Below are 14,404 nucleotides of genomic sequence, written 5' to 3'. Positions count from 1 at the left end.
GGAAGGCTGATGAGATACTTGGTTTGTGTTCTGCTGTCCGCATTCGTTCTGTGTTTAGCGGCCTGTGAACCATCTCATCAGCAGCAAGACACAGGCGTTTCGGCAAAATCGGCAGAACAGAAAATCGTTCCGCTCAGTAAAAAGGAAGCGGAAAAAACGGAAGGATGGCTGGATAACAGAACAATTCTGTATACAGCACATCATCAGCTGATGAAATATGATCTTTTCAGCGGAAAATCCGAACGGCTCTATGAAACAAAGGGCAATATTGTCAATGTAAAGATCAGCCGGAAAAAACAGCTGATTCTCGTACAGGTGACAAGCAGCGGTCAGACTGAGCTTGTGCTTATGAACAAGCAGGGGAAAAGACTTTATCACAAAGCCTTTAACTCTTATGAGCTGGAGACGGCTTGGAATCCGTATGACCCGTATCAAATGATGATTACCGTTTTTACTGAAACATGGGACTTCACAGCCTATACGGCCGATATGAACAACGGCATTTTAAAAAAGAGTCCCGTTCAGGCCCCTTTTGTTCATTGGACCTCCACTGATGAATTCCAATATATCAAGCAAGGAAAAACGGAGGAAGAGGGTCCTTTATATTCTTATGACTTGCAGACGAAAAAAGAAAAAAGAGTGCTTCATCACGTCATCTGGGCTGATTCCCGCCCGGGCATGACGATTGCCGTCAGACAAACGGATCAATCGGACGGAGACGGCGAGTTCCTTTTCCAAAAGCCGGCATCCGTGACACACCGCTTTCCTCTCCAAAAAAAGTATGAGAGCTTTGCGCCGATGGAATATGATTACGATCAGACACACAAGCGGTTTTACATATTTAAGCCTGAAGGCCGCTCTTACAATCTGATCAGCTTTGACTTAGGAGACGAACGGGAGCGGACGGTGCTCAAAAACACGGAAATGGAGCCGATTCAGATCTCTCCGAACGGGGAATACGCTTTATACGGCTTTACGTATGACCGTCTGATTTCACTGAAAACAGGCATGACAGAACCAATCATAACAAATGAAAAAGGAGTTTGAACCAAATGGCAATTGCAGATGTCACAATCATTCCGATCGGAACAAAAACACCGAGCGTCAGTGAGTATGTAGCGGATGTGCAAAACATTTTGGAGGGTTACAAAGCTGCCGGCAAAATCAAATTTCAGCTCACGCCGATGAACACGTTGATTGAAGGTGAGCTGAGCGACTTATTCGCAGTCATTCAGGACATTCACGAAGCCCCGTTCCAAAAAGGGCTGCACAGAGTGGCGACAAATATCCGCATTGATGACAGACGTGATAAAGAAACGACGCTGGAGAGCAAAATCAAAAGTGTCAGCAAACATTTGCAGCAATAAAAAATAAGCCTGTATCCATTGGATACAGGCTTTTAATGTGCAGTCGGATAGCCGCTGGTTACAACGGTCATTACGGTAAACCAGCCAAACACACCCAGCGTGGCGGCGGCTAACAAAAATCCCAGGATATTTCTCTGTCTGACAGCCCGCAGGACTCCTAATACAGCTAATAATGCGACAAGGCCGAAGATTACAACTAGTAACATCATGCTCCTCCTTTGTCATTGGAACCTGAAAATCTTTCCATTTTATTTTAACCGTTTTCATTTTATTTGTCGATAGCGTTTTCCCATCCGCATTCATTGAATCTTCCGCAGAAAACCTTCATAATAAGGGCATATACATAAAGAGGTGATGAAAGTGAAATGGAGACGAATGCCGGCCGGTCCGATTCAGGCAAACGCGTATTTTCTTGTCAGTGAGGATCAGTCCTGTCTTATTTTTGATCCGGGCGGGGAAGCGGACAAAATCAACAATTACATAAAAGAAAACAATCTGAAGCCGCTGGCCATCTTACTGACGCACGCCCATTTTGACCATATCGGCGCACTTGACGAAGTAAGAGACAGATGGGATGTTCCCGTCTATCTTCACAAAAATGAAGAAAAGTGGCTGGAGGACTCTTCCTTAAACGGATCAGGCATATTGCGGGGCATTGCCGTAACGGCACGGCCCGCCGAACGGCTCATCGAAGGCGACGGCATTTTGGACATCGGGCCTTTCCATTTGGAGACATTGTTTACGCCGGGACATTCACCGGGAAGCGTTTCTTATTATGTGAAGGACGCGGATCTGGTGATTTCAGGTGATGTGCTCTTTCAGGGAGGCATCGGCCGAACTGATTTACACGGCGGAAGTCAGGACGTATTGCTTGATTCCATTCATCAAAAACTGCTCACGCTTCCCGGACATACACTTGTATTAAGCGGGCACGGGCCGGAAACGGACATCCAGACAGAGCAGGAGCGAAACCCGTTTATCAATGGTTTTTCACTGTAAATGAAAAAAGACAGACCATAATCGGTCTGTCTTTTTCTGTTCAATGGGTTCCGCCGCCCGGTGTCATAATAAAAATAGAGTAATATGTAAATCCGGCGAAAAATACGGTTAAGTAAGCTCCAAAAATATAAATATACATCCGCTCAGTCAGATTCAAATAAGAAAGAAATACGAAAAAGATCGTCTGTCCAAAAAACAAAAGAGAAGCGTCTTTCATGCCCCCTAGAAAAAACATGACTGCAAATATCCCCGTCCAAAATCCTAACACCCGGAACATGCGATTCATTCCTTATCCCCTCCCGAGAGTCTATCTGAAGTTTATTATAATAGATCGGCACTCAAAATGTAAACATTTTCATGATTATATTTATTGTGGAATTTATGTCTTTCCCTGTGTTTTATATCTTATGCCGCTCTCTAAAAAAGATCCGAAAAATCTTTTTGAAATACGTTTAGGGAAAAAAAGTTCAGGGTACTTATGTTAACAAAGAGACGGATTATCCGAGGGAGGAATTTTTAAAAATGAAAGAACTTATTTTTTATTCATACCCGAGCTGCACATCATGCCGAAAAACGAAACATTGGCTAAAAGCCCACAATGTTGACTTTCAAGAGCGCCATCTATTCAGGGAGACACCGACAATTGATGAATTGAAGCAGATCTTATCATTAACGACCGAAGGAATTGATGAAATATTGGCGACGAGAAGCCAAACATTTAAAAACCTCAACCTGAACATTGAAGAAATGACTGTAAATGAAGTGCTGAAGCTTTTGACTGAGAAGCCGAAACTGCTGCGGCGTCCGATTCTGATCGATCGCAATAAGCTCGTTATCGGATACAATCCGGGAGAACTGATGAAGCTGACGAAGAAAAAAACGGTACATCAATCTGTATCATAAGAGAAAAACGAAGATCCGCTGATCAAATTTATCAGCTAATCTTCGTTTTTTGCGGTTGCGGGACTGGGCTAGCTGGATTCGAACCAACGATCACGGAGTCAAAGTCCATTGCCTTACCGCTTGGCTATAGCCCATCGGATGTAATTACAGTATGTGCGTCCGGCGCCGATTTATACATACAAAGTAATTTGAATGGAGGAGACCCGTGAAACATTTGAATGAAACATTATCTCGAACCTTAATTGAAGAATCAGGTGAAATCACACGCCAGTGGCTGCTCATACCAAAATCGGGGCGGCCTTCAGATGATCAGAAAGCGGAAATGCAGCACCGTCTGTTAATTGAAATCGTTGCCGGCATTTTATCGGAAAAAGACGGCGGGGAAGAGGAGCTGACAAAGTGGGCGCTTCAGTTCGCAAGGGACCGGGCCGTCCATGAAGTACCGGTCTATGAAAGCGTCACGAGCTTTAAAGAATTCCGGAGATTGGTCTGGAACCGCATACAGACATGCTGTGAAACGATGTCTGAGAAGCCCGGGGCGAATGCGGTATTCCATTGGGGAGAGAAGCTGAACAAAGCAATTGACCATATGATTGAAGTATTTACAGAGGAATATTATAAAGTGACGGTTACACAATTAAACGCCCAAAAGGAAATGATTAACGAACTAAGCGCGCCGATTATGCCGATTGCCGACGGTATTGGAATTTTGCCGCTCGTCGGCGAAATTGATACCTACCGGGCAAAAATGATTTTGGAATCGGTGCTTGACCAATGTTCTTCACTCCGTCTTTCTTATTTATTTTTAGATATATCAGGAGTGCCGATTGTGGATACGATGGTCGCTTATCAGATTTTCAAAGTGATTGACAGCACAAAACTTCTTGGCATAGAAACGACAATCTCAGGCATCAGACCGGAAATCGCGCAGACTGTCGTGAAGCTCGGCATCGATTTTTCTCAGGTGAAAACAGAGCAGAGTCTGGCGAAGGCGCTGGCAAAAAACGGATTTATCGTAAAAGAATCATTAAGATGATAAAAAGCTGAATGGCCGGGGAGGATTTCTCCCTCAGCTATTCAGCTTTGTCAGCTTCAATCGTCATGATATGATGGCTGTCGATTTCTTTTACCGTAAATGTGTAGCCTTCAAAATCAATGGTGCTCCCGGGCTTCGCGTCAATATGCTGAGTAAGAAACCAGCCCCCGAGTGTATCGACTTGATCAGCCGTAATCTCTGTTCCGAGTAAATCATTGACGTCACTGATCAGCAATTTGGCGTTCAGGAGATAGCGGTTCTTCCCAAGCTTTTGAACGGAAGGTGTTTCGTCCGTATCAAATTCGTCGCGGATTTCGCCGACGATCTCTTCAATGATATCTTCCGCCGTTACTAATCCCGCGGTTCCGCCGTACTCATCAATGAGAATGGCCATATGGGCGTGTTCTCGCTGCATTTTAACGAACAATTGATAAATCGGAATCGTCTCAATCACGTGGATCGCCGGCTGGATGTAAGGGCTGAGTTCGTGTTTTGTAAACGCCCCTCCTTCTGACAGGAATCTGAATAAAACTTCTTTAATATTGATGATGCCGACTACATGATCTTTATCTCCTTTTACGACGGGATACCGGGTATATTTATTTGTTTTGATAATGTCCCGGAGCATATGTCCCGATCCGCTGTCTAACGGCAGGCTCACCATTTCATTCCGGGGCACCATAATTTCTTTGGCAGTGCGCTTATCAAATGTAAAAATGTTATTTACGTAATGCAGCTCGCTTTTTTTGATCATGCCGCTTCGATAGCTTTCGGCAAGGAGCACCCGCAATTCCTCTTCCGTATAAGCCATTTCATGTTCGGAAGCAGGCTTCAAGCCGAACATGGCTGTAATCAGGCGGGCGGAATGATTGAGCAGCCAGATGAATGGAAACATTAACTTATAAAACAAAATCATCGGTCTGGCAGATAAAAGTGTAATCCGCTCGGCTTTTTGGATAGCAAAACTTTTCGGGGCGAGTTCGCCGATGACGACATTCACATATGTAACCAGCAGAAAGGCGATGATCAATGACAGTACTTGGGCAACCGCTTCGTGAACTCCGGTTTTTAAAAATAACGGCTGAAGCATTGTTTTGACTGTCGGTTCACCCAGCCAGCCGATCCCCAAAGCGGTGACGGTGATGCCCAATTGGCACGCCGATAAATATTCATCGAGGTGTGTAATGACATGCTTGGCTGCTTTTGCTCCTTTTACATCTTCCTCAATGAGCTGATTAATGCGGGAGCGCCTTGCTTTAACAATTGAAAACTCTATGGCGACAAAACACGCCGTTAATAAAATAAATAGTACGATGGCAGATAGTTTGATGATATACAATGTAACGCCTTCCGCGAAGGAAGGCTTGCACCTCCCTTTTTTCGGAATAATACCACTGTAGAAAGCTGCTCAAACATCGAACCTGGTTTAGCCTGCTTCATTTACGGTAATAAAACAAGAAAGCGATACTGGAGGATGACAAGAGATGAAGGTACATTCGGGAGCGGACTGGCTGTGGTACCAGCTCGGTCCGCATGAAAAAACGGAAGCGAAAAAAATGATTCATCACAATCACTGGCCGCAATGCGAAAAGTGGTTTGAACATGAAAATCATATAAACTTTCTGCGCTCAGATACAAATGATCAGAATAATGAAGCGGTTTTCGGATCTTTAATCTATCATCAAGGATTAGATGATGAAAAAAACCATACCGTATTTCACTTTTATATTACGAGAGACTTCTTTTTTACGATTAATTTTGATTTTTCGCTGCTGCGCGGTGTAAAAGAAAAGCATGCCACACAGCAGATTCAAACCTGTGAAAATCCGATTGAAGGCTTTTTTGTTCTGCTGGGAGAGCTGATGAATTCCTATCTGATCGGACTGGATGAATTTGAAGTCAAGCAGCGGACGCTGAAATGGCAGATTCATGATGACAACAGCAAAGGAATCTTGGAAAATGTGCATAAACTGCGCCATGAGCTGTTCATTTGGAAAGGTCTTACACTGGGAGCTAAAAAAGTGGAAATGGCTTTAAAAGAAGCGTTTCTCCCGAAAAATGACAGGCAGAAAGATTACCTCAGGGCTCATCATAAGATGGAAAGAGGGATTACATATATCAATGAGTTTGATCAGGAACTGAGCAATCTGCTGCACGCCGAGGAAGTCATTACCTCCCAAAGAGGAAATGAAATTGTGAAAGCCTTGACGATCTTTACAACTCTCTTTACACCGATGACCGCGCTTGGAGCTCTCTGGGGGATGAACTTTGATAACATGCCGGAGCTTCATTGGAAATATGCGTATATCTGTTCCATCGTGCTCATTATTGTATCAACCCTGCTGATTTATATTTATCTGCGGCAGAAAGGCTGGACAGGAGACATTTTGAGGGAGCATCAAAAAAAATATTTGCGGAAAGAAAAGAAACGCTAAGAAGAGCAGGCATACGCCTGCTTTTTTGATGGCTGAAAATGGCCGAATGGTTCCGGATTTCATTCAGTAAATCAAAGTCAGGGGGCTTATTTTTTATTTTTTTACGTTTTACACAGTGTAAAACGCATAATCTCTCCTTTGCCGGCTTTTGTGTATCTGATTTACAATACGTGCGGAAGGAGGAAAGTCTTGTGAAAAATATTGAAACATACAGCAGGAACATCATAAACGAGGCCTATACGGCAAGGGCTTCAGATATACACATTGTGCCGAGAGAAAAGGATGCTTTCATTCATTTTCGCATCGGCCATGCTCTTGTGAAAAAAAGAGTCTTAAAAAAAGAGGAATGCGTAAGGCTTATTTCTCATTTCAAGTTTTTATCGGCCATGGATATAGGAGAAAGACGTAAGCCGCAAAACGGGTCATTGTCTCTGCCGCTTCCGACGGAAACCGTTCATTTGAGAATGTCAACCTTGCCGACAATGAATGATGAAAGTCTTGTCATCAGGCTTTTGCCTAAGCGGCAGATTCCCCCTCTGGATAAACTGTCTTTATTTCGGGGGGCGGGCGCCGCACTATTGTCCTTTCTGAAGCATTCGCACGGCCTGCTTCTGTTTACCGGACCGACCGGATCTGGAAAAACGACCACCCTTTACTCGCTTGTCAACTATGCAAAAAGGCATTTCAACCGGCGGATTGTCACGCTTGAAGACCCCGTAGAAACAAGAGATGAGGATGTGTTGCAAGTTCAGGTGAATGAAAAAGCCGGAGTCACATATTCCGCCGGTTTAAAAGCGATTTTAAGACATGATCCCGATATGATCATCTTAGGGGAAATCAGGGATGCCGAGACGGCTGAAATCGCAGTCCGCGCGGCCATGACGGGACACCTCGTTCTTTCAAGCCTGCACACAAGGGATGCTAAGGGCGCCATATACAGACTGCTGGAGTTTGGGGTGAACATGACAGAAATTGAACAAACCGTCATTGCCATCGCTGCTCAGCGTCTGGTTGATTTAACATGTCCGTTCTGCAAAGAGGAAAACTGTTCGGTGTACTGCCGGATGTACAGGCAGACACGCCGTGCGGGCATTTATGAACTGCTCTACGGGAAAAACCTCACCCAATGCTTTCGGGAAGCAAAGGGAGAGCACGCCAATTTTCAATATCAGACGCTCCGCAGGCTGATCAGAAAAGGAATCGCGCTCGGCTATGTCACGACCGACAATTACGATCGGTGGGTGTATCATGAAGCGGATTAAACGAACCTGGCCGTTGAAGGATCAAGCGGCTTTTTTGAAAAGGCTCGGTGAAATGACGGAAAAAGGATACAGTCTGATTGAAGGGCTCAGACTGCTGAAACTCCAGCTGCATAAACGTCAGCTTGCAGAGCTGACGGACGGAATCCGCCGGCTGAGGGAAGGTGATGCGTTTTACGAAGTGCTTGAGGCACTGTCTTTTCATAAAGAAGCCGTCTCTATCTGCTATTTCGCAGAGAAACACGGAGAATTGCCAGGGGCGATGAAACAAAGCGGCGAATTATTACAGAGAAAGCTCATGCAGACGAATCAAATCAAAAAAATGCTCCGGTATCCGATGTTTTTAATTTCTTCCGTCTGTGTCATGTTTTATATCCTGCAAAGTTTAATTATTCCGCAGTTTTCTGGGATTTATCAATCAATGAATATGAATACATCCGGTGCGACTGCTTTCATCTTTGCGTTTTTTCGGCATTTTCATGAAGCCTGCGCACTGGCGCTGTCCGCCGCTTTCTGCTTGTTTTTGTACGTTTGGTTCTTATGTAAGAAAAAATCCCCGCAAGATAAAATGCTCATTGTTGTGAAAATACCCCTCTTAGGAAAAGCGGCCGTTCTTTTTAACAGCTACTTTTTCTCTTTACAGCTCAGCAGTCTTCTGAAATCCGGCCTTTCTATCTATGACAGCTTAACAGCTTTTAAAGAACAATCTTTTCTGCCTTTTTATCGTGAAGAAGCAGAGATGCTCATTACACGTCTGAAAGCCGGAGAAACCATAGAATCCGCTCTTTCCGGGCATCCGTGTTATGAAAAAGATCTTGCGGCTGCAGTCAGCCACGGACAGGCAAACGGCCTGCTTCACCGCGAACTTTATACGTACAGCCAGTTTATGATGGAGCGTCTTGAACAAAACGCGGCGAAGTATACCGGCATTCTCCAGCCTGTCATTTACGGTGTTGTGGCCGGTATGATTTTAATTGTCTACATGTCAATGCTGATGCCGATGTACCAGATGATGAACCAAATGTAAGGGAGTGCTTCGTCTGAAAAATCAAGATGGATTTACTTTAATTGAAATGCTGATCGTTTTATTTATCGTTTCCATTCTGCTTTTAATCACCATTCCTAACGTTACAAAACATAATCAAAGCATTCAGCATAAAGGCTGTGAAGGACTGCAGAATATGGTGAAAGCCCAAGTGACGGCGTACGAAATCGACCATGAAGGTAAAATGCCGGATATGAACGATTTACAATCAGAGGGGTATATCAAAAAGAATACAGCCTGCCCGAATGGTAAACAGATCTTAATTAGTGGCGGAGAAGTTACAGTTGAACAATAACAGGCAGACAGAAAACGGGTTTACCCTTCTTGAAAGCCTGATTGTGTTAAGCCTGGCGTCCGTCCTGCTGACGATTTTGTTCACGACGGTTCCGCCGGTCTGCACCCACCTTGCCGTGCGGCAAAAAACAGAACAGCTTCAAAAAGATATTCAGCTTGCGCAGGAAACGGCTATCGCAGAACATAAAAGAACAAAAATCACTTTTCTACCAAAAGAGCATAAATACAAACTGCAGTCAGGCGGAAGGATTGTCGAACGTTCTTTTGATTCGCTTCACATTACACTTGTGACTTTACCGGAGAGCCTTGAATTTAATGAAAAAGGCCATCCGAATTCGGGAGGAAAGATTCAATTGAAGAGCGCCGGGTTCACCTATGAGATCACAGTTTACTTAGGGAGCGGAAATGTCCATGCTAAACGGAAATAAAGGGTTCTCTACTATTGAAACACTATCAGCAATGTCCATTTGGCTGTTCCTTATGACGTCTATCATTCCGGTCTGGACGGGCATGCTGACAGATGGTCTGAAAATAGAAGATCGCCAGGAAGCGTACCAGCTTCTTCAGAAACATATCAGCACTTATATGATGACCGGAAAAAAGCCGCCGTCTCCCGGTGTGAAGTGGAAGGAGGATGGTGAGTATTACAAAGTGTGTGCGGCTGACCGCGGCGAAAAAGAAATGTGCCTCAGCATTCTCAAAACAGACTGGCTTTACGCTTCTTAATGTTTTGTTCTCCTTGGCAGTCTGTCTTTTCCTATCAGGAACCCTGGGCCCGATTTTACATCTGTTTTTATCAAACCGGACCGATAACGGCGGATTAGACAGCCGGGAGCATCAAATTGCCGTTCAGCAGATCATGAACGAATGTAAACAGGCTGAGACTGTGAAGCCGGCGGACGGCGGATTGGCGTTAGCATGCCGGAAAACAGGGGGCGAAGAAGTGCGTTTTGAAATTTATCATAAGATGATAAGGAAAAGAGTAAACGGAAAAGGCCACGTGCCGATCCTGCAAAACACGGCATCATTAACGGCTGATGTGAAAAACGGCCTGCTCTTATTAGAGATCTCAAGCGTTACAGGTAAAAAGAATCAGGCGGTCATTCCGGTTTACAGCTCTTTAAAAGGTGATTAAATGCACAAATCTGACGGTTTTATATATCCCGCGATTCTGTTTGTTTCTGCCGCAGTTTTACTTGTCATCAGCTATACTTCATCTGATTTCATCACCCGAAAAATATTTGAGAAAGAGGCCGGGGAGTACTGGATCGGAGAGAATCTGCTCCAAAACGGCGCGCTGCTGTCAAGCCGCCATATGACACAGGGACAAAAGGTCCAAACTGGTACACAGCGTTTTCCGTACGGAACTGTTTCCTTCCACATCACCGGGAGTGATCGCCGGGAAACGGTTCAGGTTACAATTCAGGCCGAAACAGTGTCAGGCACGAGACGCGAGGCTCACCTTTTGTTCGATCAGAAGAAGAAACAGCTGATTCAATGGACGGAAGTATAAAAAAGAGGCGGCGAGACAACACTTCATAGTAAAGACAGCACTATGAGGTGAGAGCCGTGAAAACAAATGATTATGTAAAATATATGACTGAGCAATTCGTTAAATATTTCGATACGCCGAAACAGGAACGGAGAGAGCGAAAAGAAGTGCGGAAAGAAAAGAAAGTGCCGGCTTCTCAGCACTGGTTCGGAATATTGCCGTACAGTTTTAAGCTGTGGATGCAACGAAAAAAATAAAGTGAATCACACGAAAGGTCCTCCTGTATCAGGAGGGTCTTATTGGTATTCCTCAATGACGGCAATTTTATTTACCTTTTGGCTGTAGGGATTAAAAGAAATCGTAACAAACACACCAAATTCTTTTGCGCCATCCCGCAATGTCAAGTGGTATTGTTTGACTGCTTCATCCGTTCTTTTCCGATCCCACACCTTTTGAATAAATAATGTTTGGGCGAGCGGATACCTTTTTTTAGCTTCTTTTTCTGCTAACTTTTCCCATTTTGATTTATGGTGAACAGCATAATAAGGCACCGTTTCCGCCTGAGCTGTTCCTGAAACCCCGAAAACAAGAAGAGAAAGGCAAATCAGACTTTGTGTGATCATCATTCTTCGTCCTTTCGCTGTATATACTTTCCATTTTGTTCTAGTCACCTCGTTATTTTCTCACGTTTTATTAGAAAAAATTCCAAAAAGGTGTGTAATTTGAAGCAAAACGATGTTTTTGAAAGATACCATTCTTAAAAACGAACAATTTGACCGATTTTGACATTTTTCAAGACGATAATCCTTGATTATACTTTGTTCATGCGGTTCTTTAAAAAGAACGGTTGTCATATTTATTAACAGTTTTACAGGGGGTAAGGCATGTTCCGATGGTTGCGAATGGAAAAAAAGGGCAAGGTGAGATGGCGGATGATGCTATTTTTACGGCTTTCGTTCATTTTTTGCCTGTCCGTGACGATATGTGCTCAGTTCACAGGTGATACAAGTTCCTCCTTCAATGATGTGAAAAGCTTCAGTCTCCCGGTTCAAACGTGCGGAGATTTTCAATATACGGATGACGATTGCCGTTATGACGAACGCTGGGATCAGAGTGATTTACATATAACAAATCAAACTGATACGTCAGGCACCGTGTGTGCGCCGCTTCAACTCTATGCCGAGCTGGAGAATAAGGGAAAAGAGCGGACTGTTTCTGACTGGAAATGGGAGCTCCATAAAATCGCTTCTCAGCAGCAGCCTTTACGAAACGGCAATGTTGTGGATAAAGGGCTTATTACTGATAAAAAAAGCAAAACGATTTATAAAATTGAGTCAAAGCGGTCTTTGCAGCCGGGCATATACGCATTCAAGGTTTACAAGCCTGAAGGGTATCCGGCGGACGAAGAAAAATTTGAGTGGTCAAAACCGATGAAACTCGTCAAATGCCGGGAACAGGCAACCGTTTCTGATCTAAAGAAAACGGAGAAAGAGCCGGCTGAGCCGGTAAAAGAAAGCGGGGAAGAACATGAAAAAAACGCTGAAACTGATCAGTAATATTTTGTATGCCGTCATCTTCAGTCTGATTATTGTGCTGACGTTAACGGTGATTTCGACCCGGGCTTCCGGGGGTGAGCCGGCCATCTTCGGCTATACGCTGAAATCCGTGCTGTCGGGTTCAATGGACCCGGAATTTAAGACGGGTTCGCTCATAGCGGTAAAGAAAATTTCTGACGTGAATGACTTAAAAAAAGGGGATGTGATCACCTTTACGCAAGATGACGGAACAGCCGTCACACACAGAATAATCGGGATCACAAAAAAGGACGGGAACCTGCTGTTTGAGACAAAAGGGGACCATAATGCCGCCCCGGATGCCGCACCCGTTCAAGCTGAAAAAGTGGCGGCCCAGTATACGGGATATCAGCTTCCGTATGCAGGATATGTCATACATTTGGCAAGCCAGCCGATCGGAACGGCGATTCTGTTAATCGTTCCCGGCGTCATGCTTTTGATTTACTCAATAACAGTCATCGTCAGCGCCCTCCGCGATATTGAGCGGAAAACGAAAGCGCTGGAAGAACATGCGAAAAAGGGAACCATCTCCACATGAATACGGTTGCAACCTGGCGACAGGATTTGATAACAAAAAATAAAAAGTAAGGGGAGTACAAACATGGGTATGAAAAAGAAATTAAGCTTGGGCGTTGCCTCTGCCGCACTCGGTTTAGCATTAGTAGGAGGAGGCACATGGGCCGCATTTAATGATGTAAAGTCGACGGACGCTACATTTGCGTCAGGAACACTTGATTTATCGGCTAAAGAACAATCAGCCAATGTCAATTTGTCAAACTTAAAACCAGGTGATAAATTGACGAAAGATTTTGAATTCAGAAACAACGGTTCACTTGCCATTAAAGAAGTGCTGATGGCTTTGAATTTTACTGACTTTAAAGGAGCAAAGAAAGGAAATGAATCTGCGGAGGATTTCCTCAGCCAGTTTGAAATTACGGTTCTGACAGTCGGTAAAGAAGGGGGCAACGGCTATCCTAAAAATATCATTTTAAAGGCGGCCAGCCTGAAAGACTTATACTTAATGTCAACAAAACAGGATAAAGCAGCTGCCGAAGCGATCAGCAAGCACATTGATCCGAAATTCCTGAGTGAGAGCGGAAAAGTCAATGTGGCAACCATTAACGGCAAAACAGCTCCTGAGTACGACGGAGTTCCGAAAACGCCTGCTGATTATGACCAGGTGAGAATGGAAATCCAATTTAAAAATGACACCGCAAAAACTGCGGACGGATTAAGTGTGCAAAACAAGTTCCAAGGCAATGCGATTTCTCTTCAATTCTCTTTTGAAGCAACGCAATGGAACGGCTTGACCATTACGAAAGATCATACGGATAAAGACGGTTACGTCAAGGAAAATGAAAAGGCTCACAGTGAGGATAAAAACTAATCCGAAAGTCGGACAGTTAAAAGAGGAGTTGTGCACATATGGCGGCACTACTCCTCTTTTTGCGCTTTTCTCCATTTTTGATAATCTAAAAATTCACGAAATTGTTTTTTTGATACCCCGGATGTCATCGCATCGCGAACTAATTTCTCCCATTCACTATCTAATTGACCATCGTATTCGGTTTCATGTTTTTCATCAAGTAAAGTATGAACCGAGACGTCCAGAACAGCGGAGACTTTTTCGAGAAATTGAATGGAGGGGTTCGTCTGTAAATTTCGTTCTATTGAGCTTAAATAAGACTTCGCTACCCCAGCTTTTTCAGCTAGTTCTGATAGTGAGTAGCCTTTTTCTTTTCGGTATTGTTTAATACGCTGGCCAATCAATGTCATCACCTTCCTTGTGATATTATAGCACATTCAGAAAGGATTTACGGTATGACTTCTGGCTGCCTGGATATGTTGAGAAGACTTTTTATGCGAAAGCAGGTATTTGCGTATTTCTTCTAGGCTGATATTTGCTTTTTGAGCTTCTAATATCAGCTCAACCCATTCCTTATCTAATTGCGAAAATTCCATTTTTGCATTTTTCATGCATTTTCTCCTCCTAAAATACT

Annotated in this window: 23 protein-coding genes and 1 tRNA gene; 17 read left to right on the top strand and 7 right to left on the bottom strand. The window is 44.0% G+C overall.

The window, feature by feature from the left end; translation table 11 throughout:
• The first annotated feature begins 9 nt into the window (after positions 1 to 9).
• Both OWN49_RS10635 and OWN49_RS10630 read left to right on the top strand, forming a co-directional pair.
• On the top strand, positions 10 to 1,047 hold the full coding sequence (locus tag OWN49_RS10635; RefSeq protein ID WP_039254477.1) for a hypothetical protein: 1,038 nt from the start codon (positions 10 to 12) through the stop codon (positions 1,045 to 1,047).
• Positions 1,048 to 1,052: 5 nt separating this feature from the next.
• The gene (locus OWN49_RS10630) at positions 1,053 to 1,367 is read left to right on the top strand and encodes an MTH1187 family thiamine-binding protein (protein WP_003153073.1); all 315 of its coding nucleotides are present in this window, start codon (positions 1,053 to 1,055) and stop codon (positions 1,365 to 1,367) included.
• Between the two features lie 32 nt (positions 1,368 to 1,399).
• Here OWN49_RS10630 and OWN49_RS10625 read toward each other — a convergent pair whose 3' ends face one another.
• Positions 1,400 to 1,573, bottom strand: a complete 174-nt coding sequence (locus OWN49_RS10625) for a DUF2759 domain-containing protein (RefSeq protein ID WP_003153076.1) — start codon at positions 1,571 to 1,573, stop codon at positions 1,400 to 1,402.
• Between the two features lie 154 nt (positions 1,574 to 1,727).
• On the opposite strand from OWN49_RS10625, the gene OWN49_RS10620 reads away from it, so the two are divergent.
• The gene (locus tag OWN49_RS10620) at positions 1,728 to 2,366 is read left to right on the top strand and encodes an MBL fold metallo-hydrolase (protein WP_003153077.1); all 639 of its coding nucleotides are present in this window, start codon (positions 1,728 to 1,730) and stop codon (positions 2,364 to 2,366) included.
• A gap of 40 nt (positions 2,367 to 2,406) precedes the next feature.
• Here the strand turns inward: OWN49_RS10620 and OWN49_RS10615 are convergent, their stop codons facing one another.
• The gene (locus OWN49_RS10615; RefSeq protein ID WP_003153078.1) at positions 2,407 to 2,652 is read right to left on the bottom strand and encodes a DUF2626 domain-containing protein; all 246 of its coding nucleotides are present in this window, start codon (positions 2,650 to 2,652) and stop codon (positions 2,407 to 2,409) included.
• A gap of 236 nt (positions 2,653 to 2,888) precedes the next feature.
• On the opposite strand from OWN49_RS10615, the gene OWN49_RS10610 reads away from it, so the two are divergent.
• Complete coding sequence (locus tag OWN49_RS10610) at positions 2,889 to 3,269, top strand: Spx/MgsR family RNA polymerase-binding regulatory protein (RefSeq protein WP_003153079.1); 381 nt, start codon at positions 2,889 to 2,891, stop codon at positions 3,267 to 3,269.
• A 63-nt stretch (positions 3,270 to 3,332) separates the two neighbouring features.
• Here OWN49_RS10610 and OWN49_RS10605 read toward each other — a convergent pair.
• Positions 3,333 to 3,403 (bottom strand) — tRNA-Gln (locus OWN49_RS10605).
• A 71-nt stretch (positions 3,404 to 3,474) separates the two neighbouring features.
• Between OWN49_RS10605 and OWN49_RS10600 the strand changes: the two genes are divergently transcribed.
• Positions 3,475 to 4,305 (top strand): STAS domain-containing protein, encoded by an 831-nt coding sequence (locus OWN49_RS10600; RefSeq protein WP_070082115.1) that lies wholly within the window; start codon positions 3,475 to 3,477, stop codon positions 4,303 to 4,305.
• Between the two features lie 37 nt (positions 4,306 to 4,342).
• Here the strand turns inward: OWN49_RS10600 and OWN49_RS10595 are convergent, their stop codons facing one another.
• Positions 4,343 to 5,644: a hemolysin family protein gene (locus tag OWN49_RS10595; RefSeq protein WP_077722596.1), complete on the bottom strand. Its 1,302-nt coding sequence runs from the start codon at positions 5,642 to 5,644 to the stop codon at positions 4,343 to 4,345.
• 145 nt (positions 5,645 to 5,789) lie between these two features.
• Between OWN49_RS10595 and OWN49_RS10590 the strand changes: the two genes are divergently transcribed.
• The 9 genes from OWN49_RS10590 to OWN49_RS10550 all read left to right on the top strand — a co-directional run bounded on the left by OWN49_RS10590 (position 5,790) and on the right by OWN49_RS10550 (position 11,087).
• Positions 5,790 to 6,740 carry a magnesium transporter CorA family protein gene (locus tag OWN49_RS10590; protein ID WP_003153082.1) on the top strand — a complete coding sequence of 317 codons (951 nt, stop codon included), beginning with the start codon at positions 5,790 to 5,792 and terminating at the stop codon, positions 6,738 to 6,740.
• A gap of 191 nt (positions 6,741 to 6,931) precedes the next feature.
• Complete coding sequence (gene comGA, locus OWN49_RS10585; protein WP_070082113.1) at positions 6,932 to 8,002, top strand: competence type IV pilus ATPase ComGA; 1,071 nt, start codon at positions 6,932 to 6,934, stop codon at positions 8,000 to 8,002.
• The gene (comGB, locus tag OWN49_RS10580) at positions 7,989 to 9,026 is read left to right on the top strand and encodes a competence type IV pilus assembly protein ComGB (protein ID WP_063174751.1); all 1,038 of its coding nucleotides are present in this window, start codon (positions 7,989 to 7,991) and stop codon (positions 9,024 to 9,026) included. Before comGA ends, comGB begins: the two co-directional genes overlap by 14 nt.
• A gap of 4 nt (positions 9,027 to 9,030) precedes the next feature.
• Entirely contained in the window at positions 9,031 to 9,339 is a 309-nt protein-coding gene (gene comGC, locus OWN49_RS10575; protein ID WP_003153087.1) for a competence type IV pilus major pilin ComGC, read from the top strand.
• On the top strand, positions 9,329 to 9,766 hold the full coding sequence (gene comGD / locus OWN49_RS10570) for a competence type IV pilus minor pilin ComGD (protein ID WP_077722595.1): 438 nt from the start codon (positions 9,329 to 9,331) through the stop codon (positions 9,764 to 9,766). Before comGC ends, comGD begins: the two co-directional genes overlap by 11 nt.
• Positions 9,750 to 10,064, top strand: coding sequence for a competence type IV pilus minor pilin ComGE (comGE, locus tag OWN49_RS10565; RefSeq protein WP_077722594.1), 315 nt, complete (start codon positions 9,750 to 9,752; stop codon positions 10,062 to 10,064). The genes comGD and comGE overlap by 17 nt, the downstream gene beginning before the upstream one ends.
• Positions 10,065 to 10,077: 13 nt before the next feature.
• Positions 10,078 to 10,473, top strand: coding sequence for a competence type IV pilus minor pilin ComGF (gene comGF, locus OWN49_RS10560; protein ID WP_077722593.1), 396 nt, complete (start codon positions 10,078 to 10,080; stop codon positions 10,471 to 10,473).
• Positions 10,474 to 10,851 carry a competence type IV pilus minor pilin ComGG gene (comGG, locus tag OWN49_RS10555; RefSeq protein ID WP_077722592.1) on the top strand — a complete coding sequence of 126 codons (378 nt, stop codon included), beginning with the start codon at positions 10,474 to 10,476 and terminating at the stop codon, positions 10,849 to 10,851.
• Positions 10,852 to 10,907: 56 nt separating this feature from the next.
• Positions 10,908 to 11,087, top strand: coding sequence for a YqzE family protein (locus OWN49_RS10550; protein ID WP_003153093.1), 180 nt, complete (start codon positions 10,908 to 10,910; stop codon positions 11,085 to 11,087).
• A 39-nt stretch (positions 11,088 to 11,126) separates the two neighbouring features.
• Here OWN49_RS10550 and OWN49_RS10545 read toward each other — a convergent pair whose 3' ends face one another.
• Entirely contained in the window at positions 11,127 to 11,456 is a 330-nt protein-coding gene (locus OWN49_RS10545) for a DUF3889 domain-containing protein (RefSeq protein ID WP_003153097.1), read from the bottom strand.
• A 258-nt stretch (positions 11,457 to 11,714) separates the two neighbouring features.
• On the opposite strand from OWN49_RS10545, the gene tapA reads away from it, so the two are divergent.
• The 3 genes from tapA (at position 11,715) to tasA (ending at position 13,791) form a co-directional block, all read left to right on the top strand.
• Positions 11,715 to 12,386, top strand: coding sequence for an amyloid fiber anchoring/assembly protein TapA (gene tapA, locus OWN49_RS10540; protein ID WP_070082109.1), 672 nt, complete (start codon positions 11,715 to 11,717; stop codon positions 12,384 to 12,386).
• A complete protein-coding gene (gene sipW / locus OWN49_RS10535; protein WP_012117977.1) occupies positions 12,358 to 12,942 on the top strand; it encodes a signal peptidase I SipW in 585 nt (194 codons plus the stop codon). Before tapA ends, sipW begins: the two co-directional genes overlap by 29 nt.
• A 63-nt stretch (positions 12,943 to 13,005) precedes the next feature.
• Positions 13,006 to 13,791, top strand: coding sequence for a biofilm matrix protein TasA (gene tasA, locus OWN49_RS10530; protein ID WP_007408329.1), 786 nt, complete (start codon positions 13,006 to 13,008; stop codon positions 13,789 to 13,791).
• Positions 13,792 to 13,838: 47 nt separating this feature from the next.
• On the opposite strand, the gene sinR is transcribed toward tasA, so the two are convergent.
• Together sinR and sinI are read right to left on the bottom strand one after the other, a co-directional pair.
• Positions 13,839 to 14,174 carry a transcriptional regulator SinR gene (sinR, locus tag OWN49_RS10525; protein ID WP_003153104.1) on the bottom strand — a complete coding sequence of 112 codons (336 nt, stop codon included), beginning with the start codon at positions 14,172 to 14,174 and terminating at the stop codon, positions 13,839 to 13,841.
• Positions 14,175 to 14,207: 33 nt separating this feature from the next.
• Entirely contained in the window at positions 14,208 to 14,381 is a 174-nt protein-coding gene (sinI, locus tag OWN49_RS10520; protein WP_003153105.1) for an anti-repressor SinI, read from the bottom strand.
• Positions 14,382 to 14,404: the final 23 nt, after the last annotated feature.

The organism is Bacillus sp. NEAU-242-2, assembly GCF_027853835.1.
In the GTDB taxonomy this organism is placed as follows: Bacteria; Bacillota; Bacilli; order Bacillales; family Bacillaceae; genus Bacillus; species Bacillus velezensis.
The sequence above is the reverse complement of the archived record's forward strand: the minus strand, read 5'-3'. Positions and strand labels throughout refer to the sequence as shown.

Coding starts and splice junctions, on each gene's coding strand:
- OWN49_RS10635 (WP_039254477.1), top strand. CDS start 10: ATGAGATACTTGGTTTGTGTTCTGCTGTCCGCATTCGTTCTGTGTTTA.
- OWN49_RS10630 (WP_003153073.1), top strand. CDS start 1,053: ATGGCAATTGCAGATGTCACAATCATTCCGATCGGAACAAAAACACCG.
- OWN49_RS10625 (WP_003153076.1), bottom strand. CDS start 1,573: ATGTTACTAGTTGTAATCTTCGGCCTTGTCGCATTATTAGCTGTATTA.
- OWN49_RS10615 (WP_003153078.1), bottom strand. CDS start 2,652: ATGAATCGCATGTTCCGGGTGTTAGGATTTTGGACGGGGATATTTGCA.
- OWN49_RS10610 (WP_003153079.1), top strand. CDS start 2,889: ATGAAAGAACTTATTTTTTATTCATACCCGAGCTGCACATCATGCCGA.
- OWN49_RS10590 (WP_003153082.1), top strand. CDS start 5,790: ATGAAGGTACATTCGGGAGCGGACTGGCTGTGGTACCAGCTCGGTCCG.
- comGB (WP_063174751.1), top strand. CDS start 7,989: ATGAAGCGGATTAAACGAACCTGGCCGTTGAAGGATCAAGCGGCTTTT.
- comGE (WP_077722594.1), top strand. CDS start 9,750: ATGCTAAACGGAAATAAAGGGTTCTCTACTATTGAAACACTATCAGCA.
- comGG (WP_077722592.1), top strand. CDS start 10,474: ATGCACAAATCTGACGGTTTTATATATCCCGCGATTCTGTTTGTTTCT.
- OWN49_RS10545 (WP_003153097.1), bottom strand. CDS start 11,456: ATGATGATCACACAAAGTCTGATTTGCCTTTCTCTTCTTGTTTTCGGG.
- tapA (WP_070082109.1), top strand. CDS start 11,715: ATGTTCCGATGGTTGCGAATGGAAAAAAAGGGCAAGGTGAGATGGCGG.
- sipW (WP_012117977.1), top strand. CDS start 12,358: ATGAAAAAAACGCTGAAACTGATCAGTAATATTTTGTATGCCGTCATC.
- tasA (WP_007408329.1), top strand. CDS start 13,006: ATGGGTATGAAAAAGAAATTAAGCTTGGGCGTTGCCTCTGCCGCACTC.
- sinI (WP_003153105.1), bottom strand. CDS start 14,381: ATGAAAAATGCAAAAATGGAATTTTCGCAATTAGATAAGGAATGGGTT.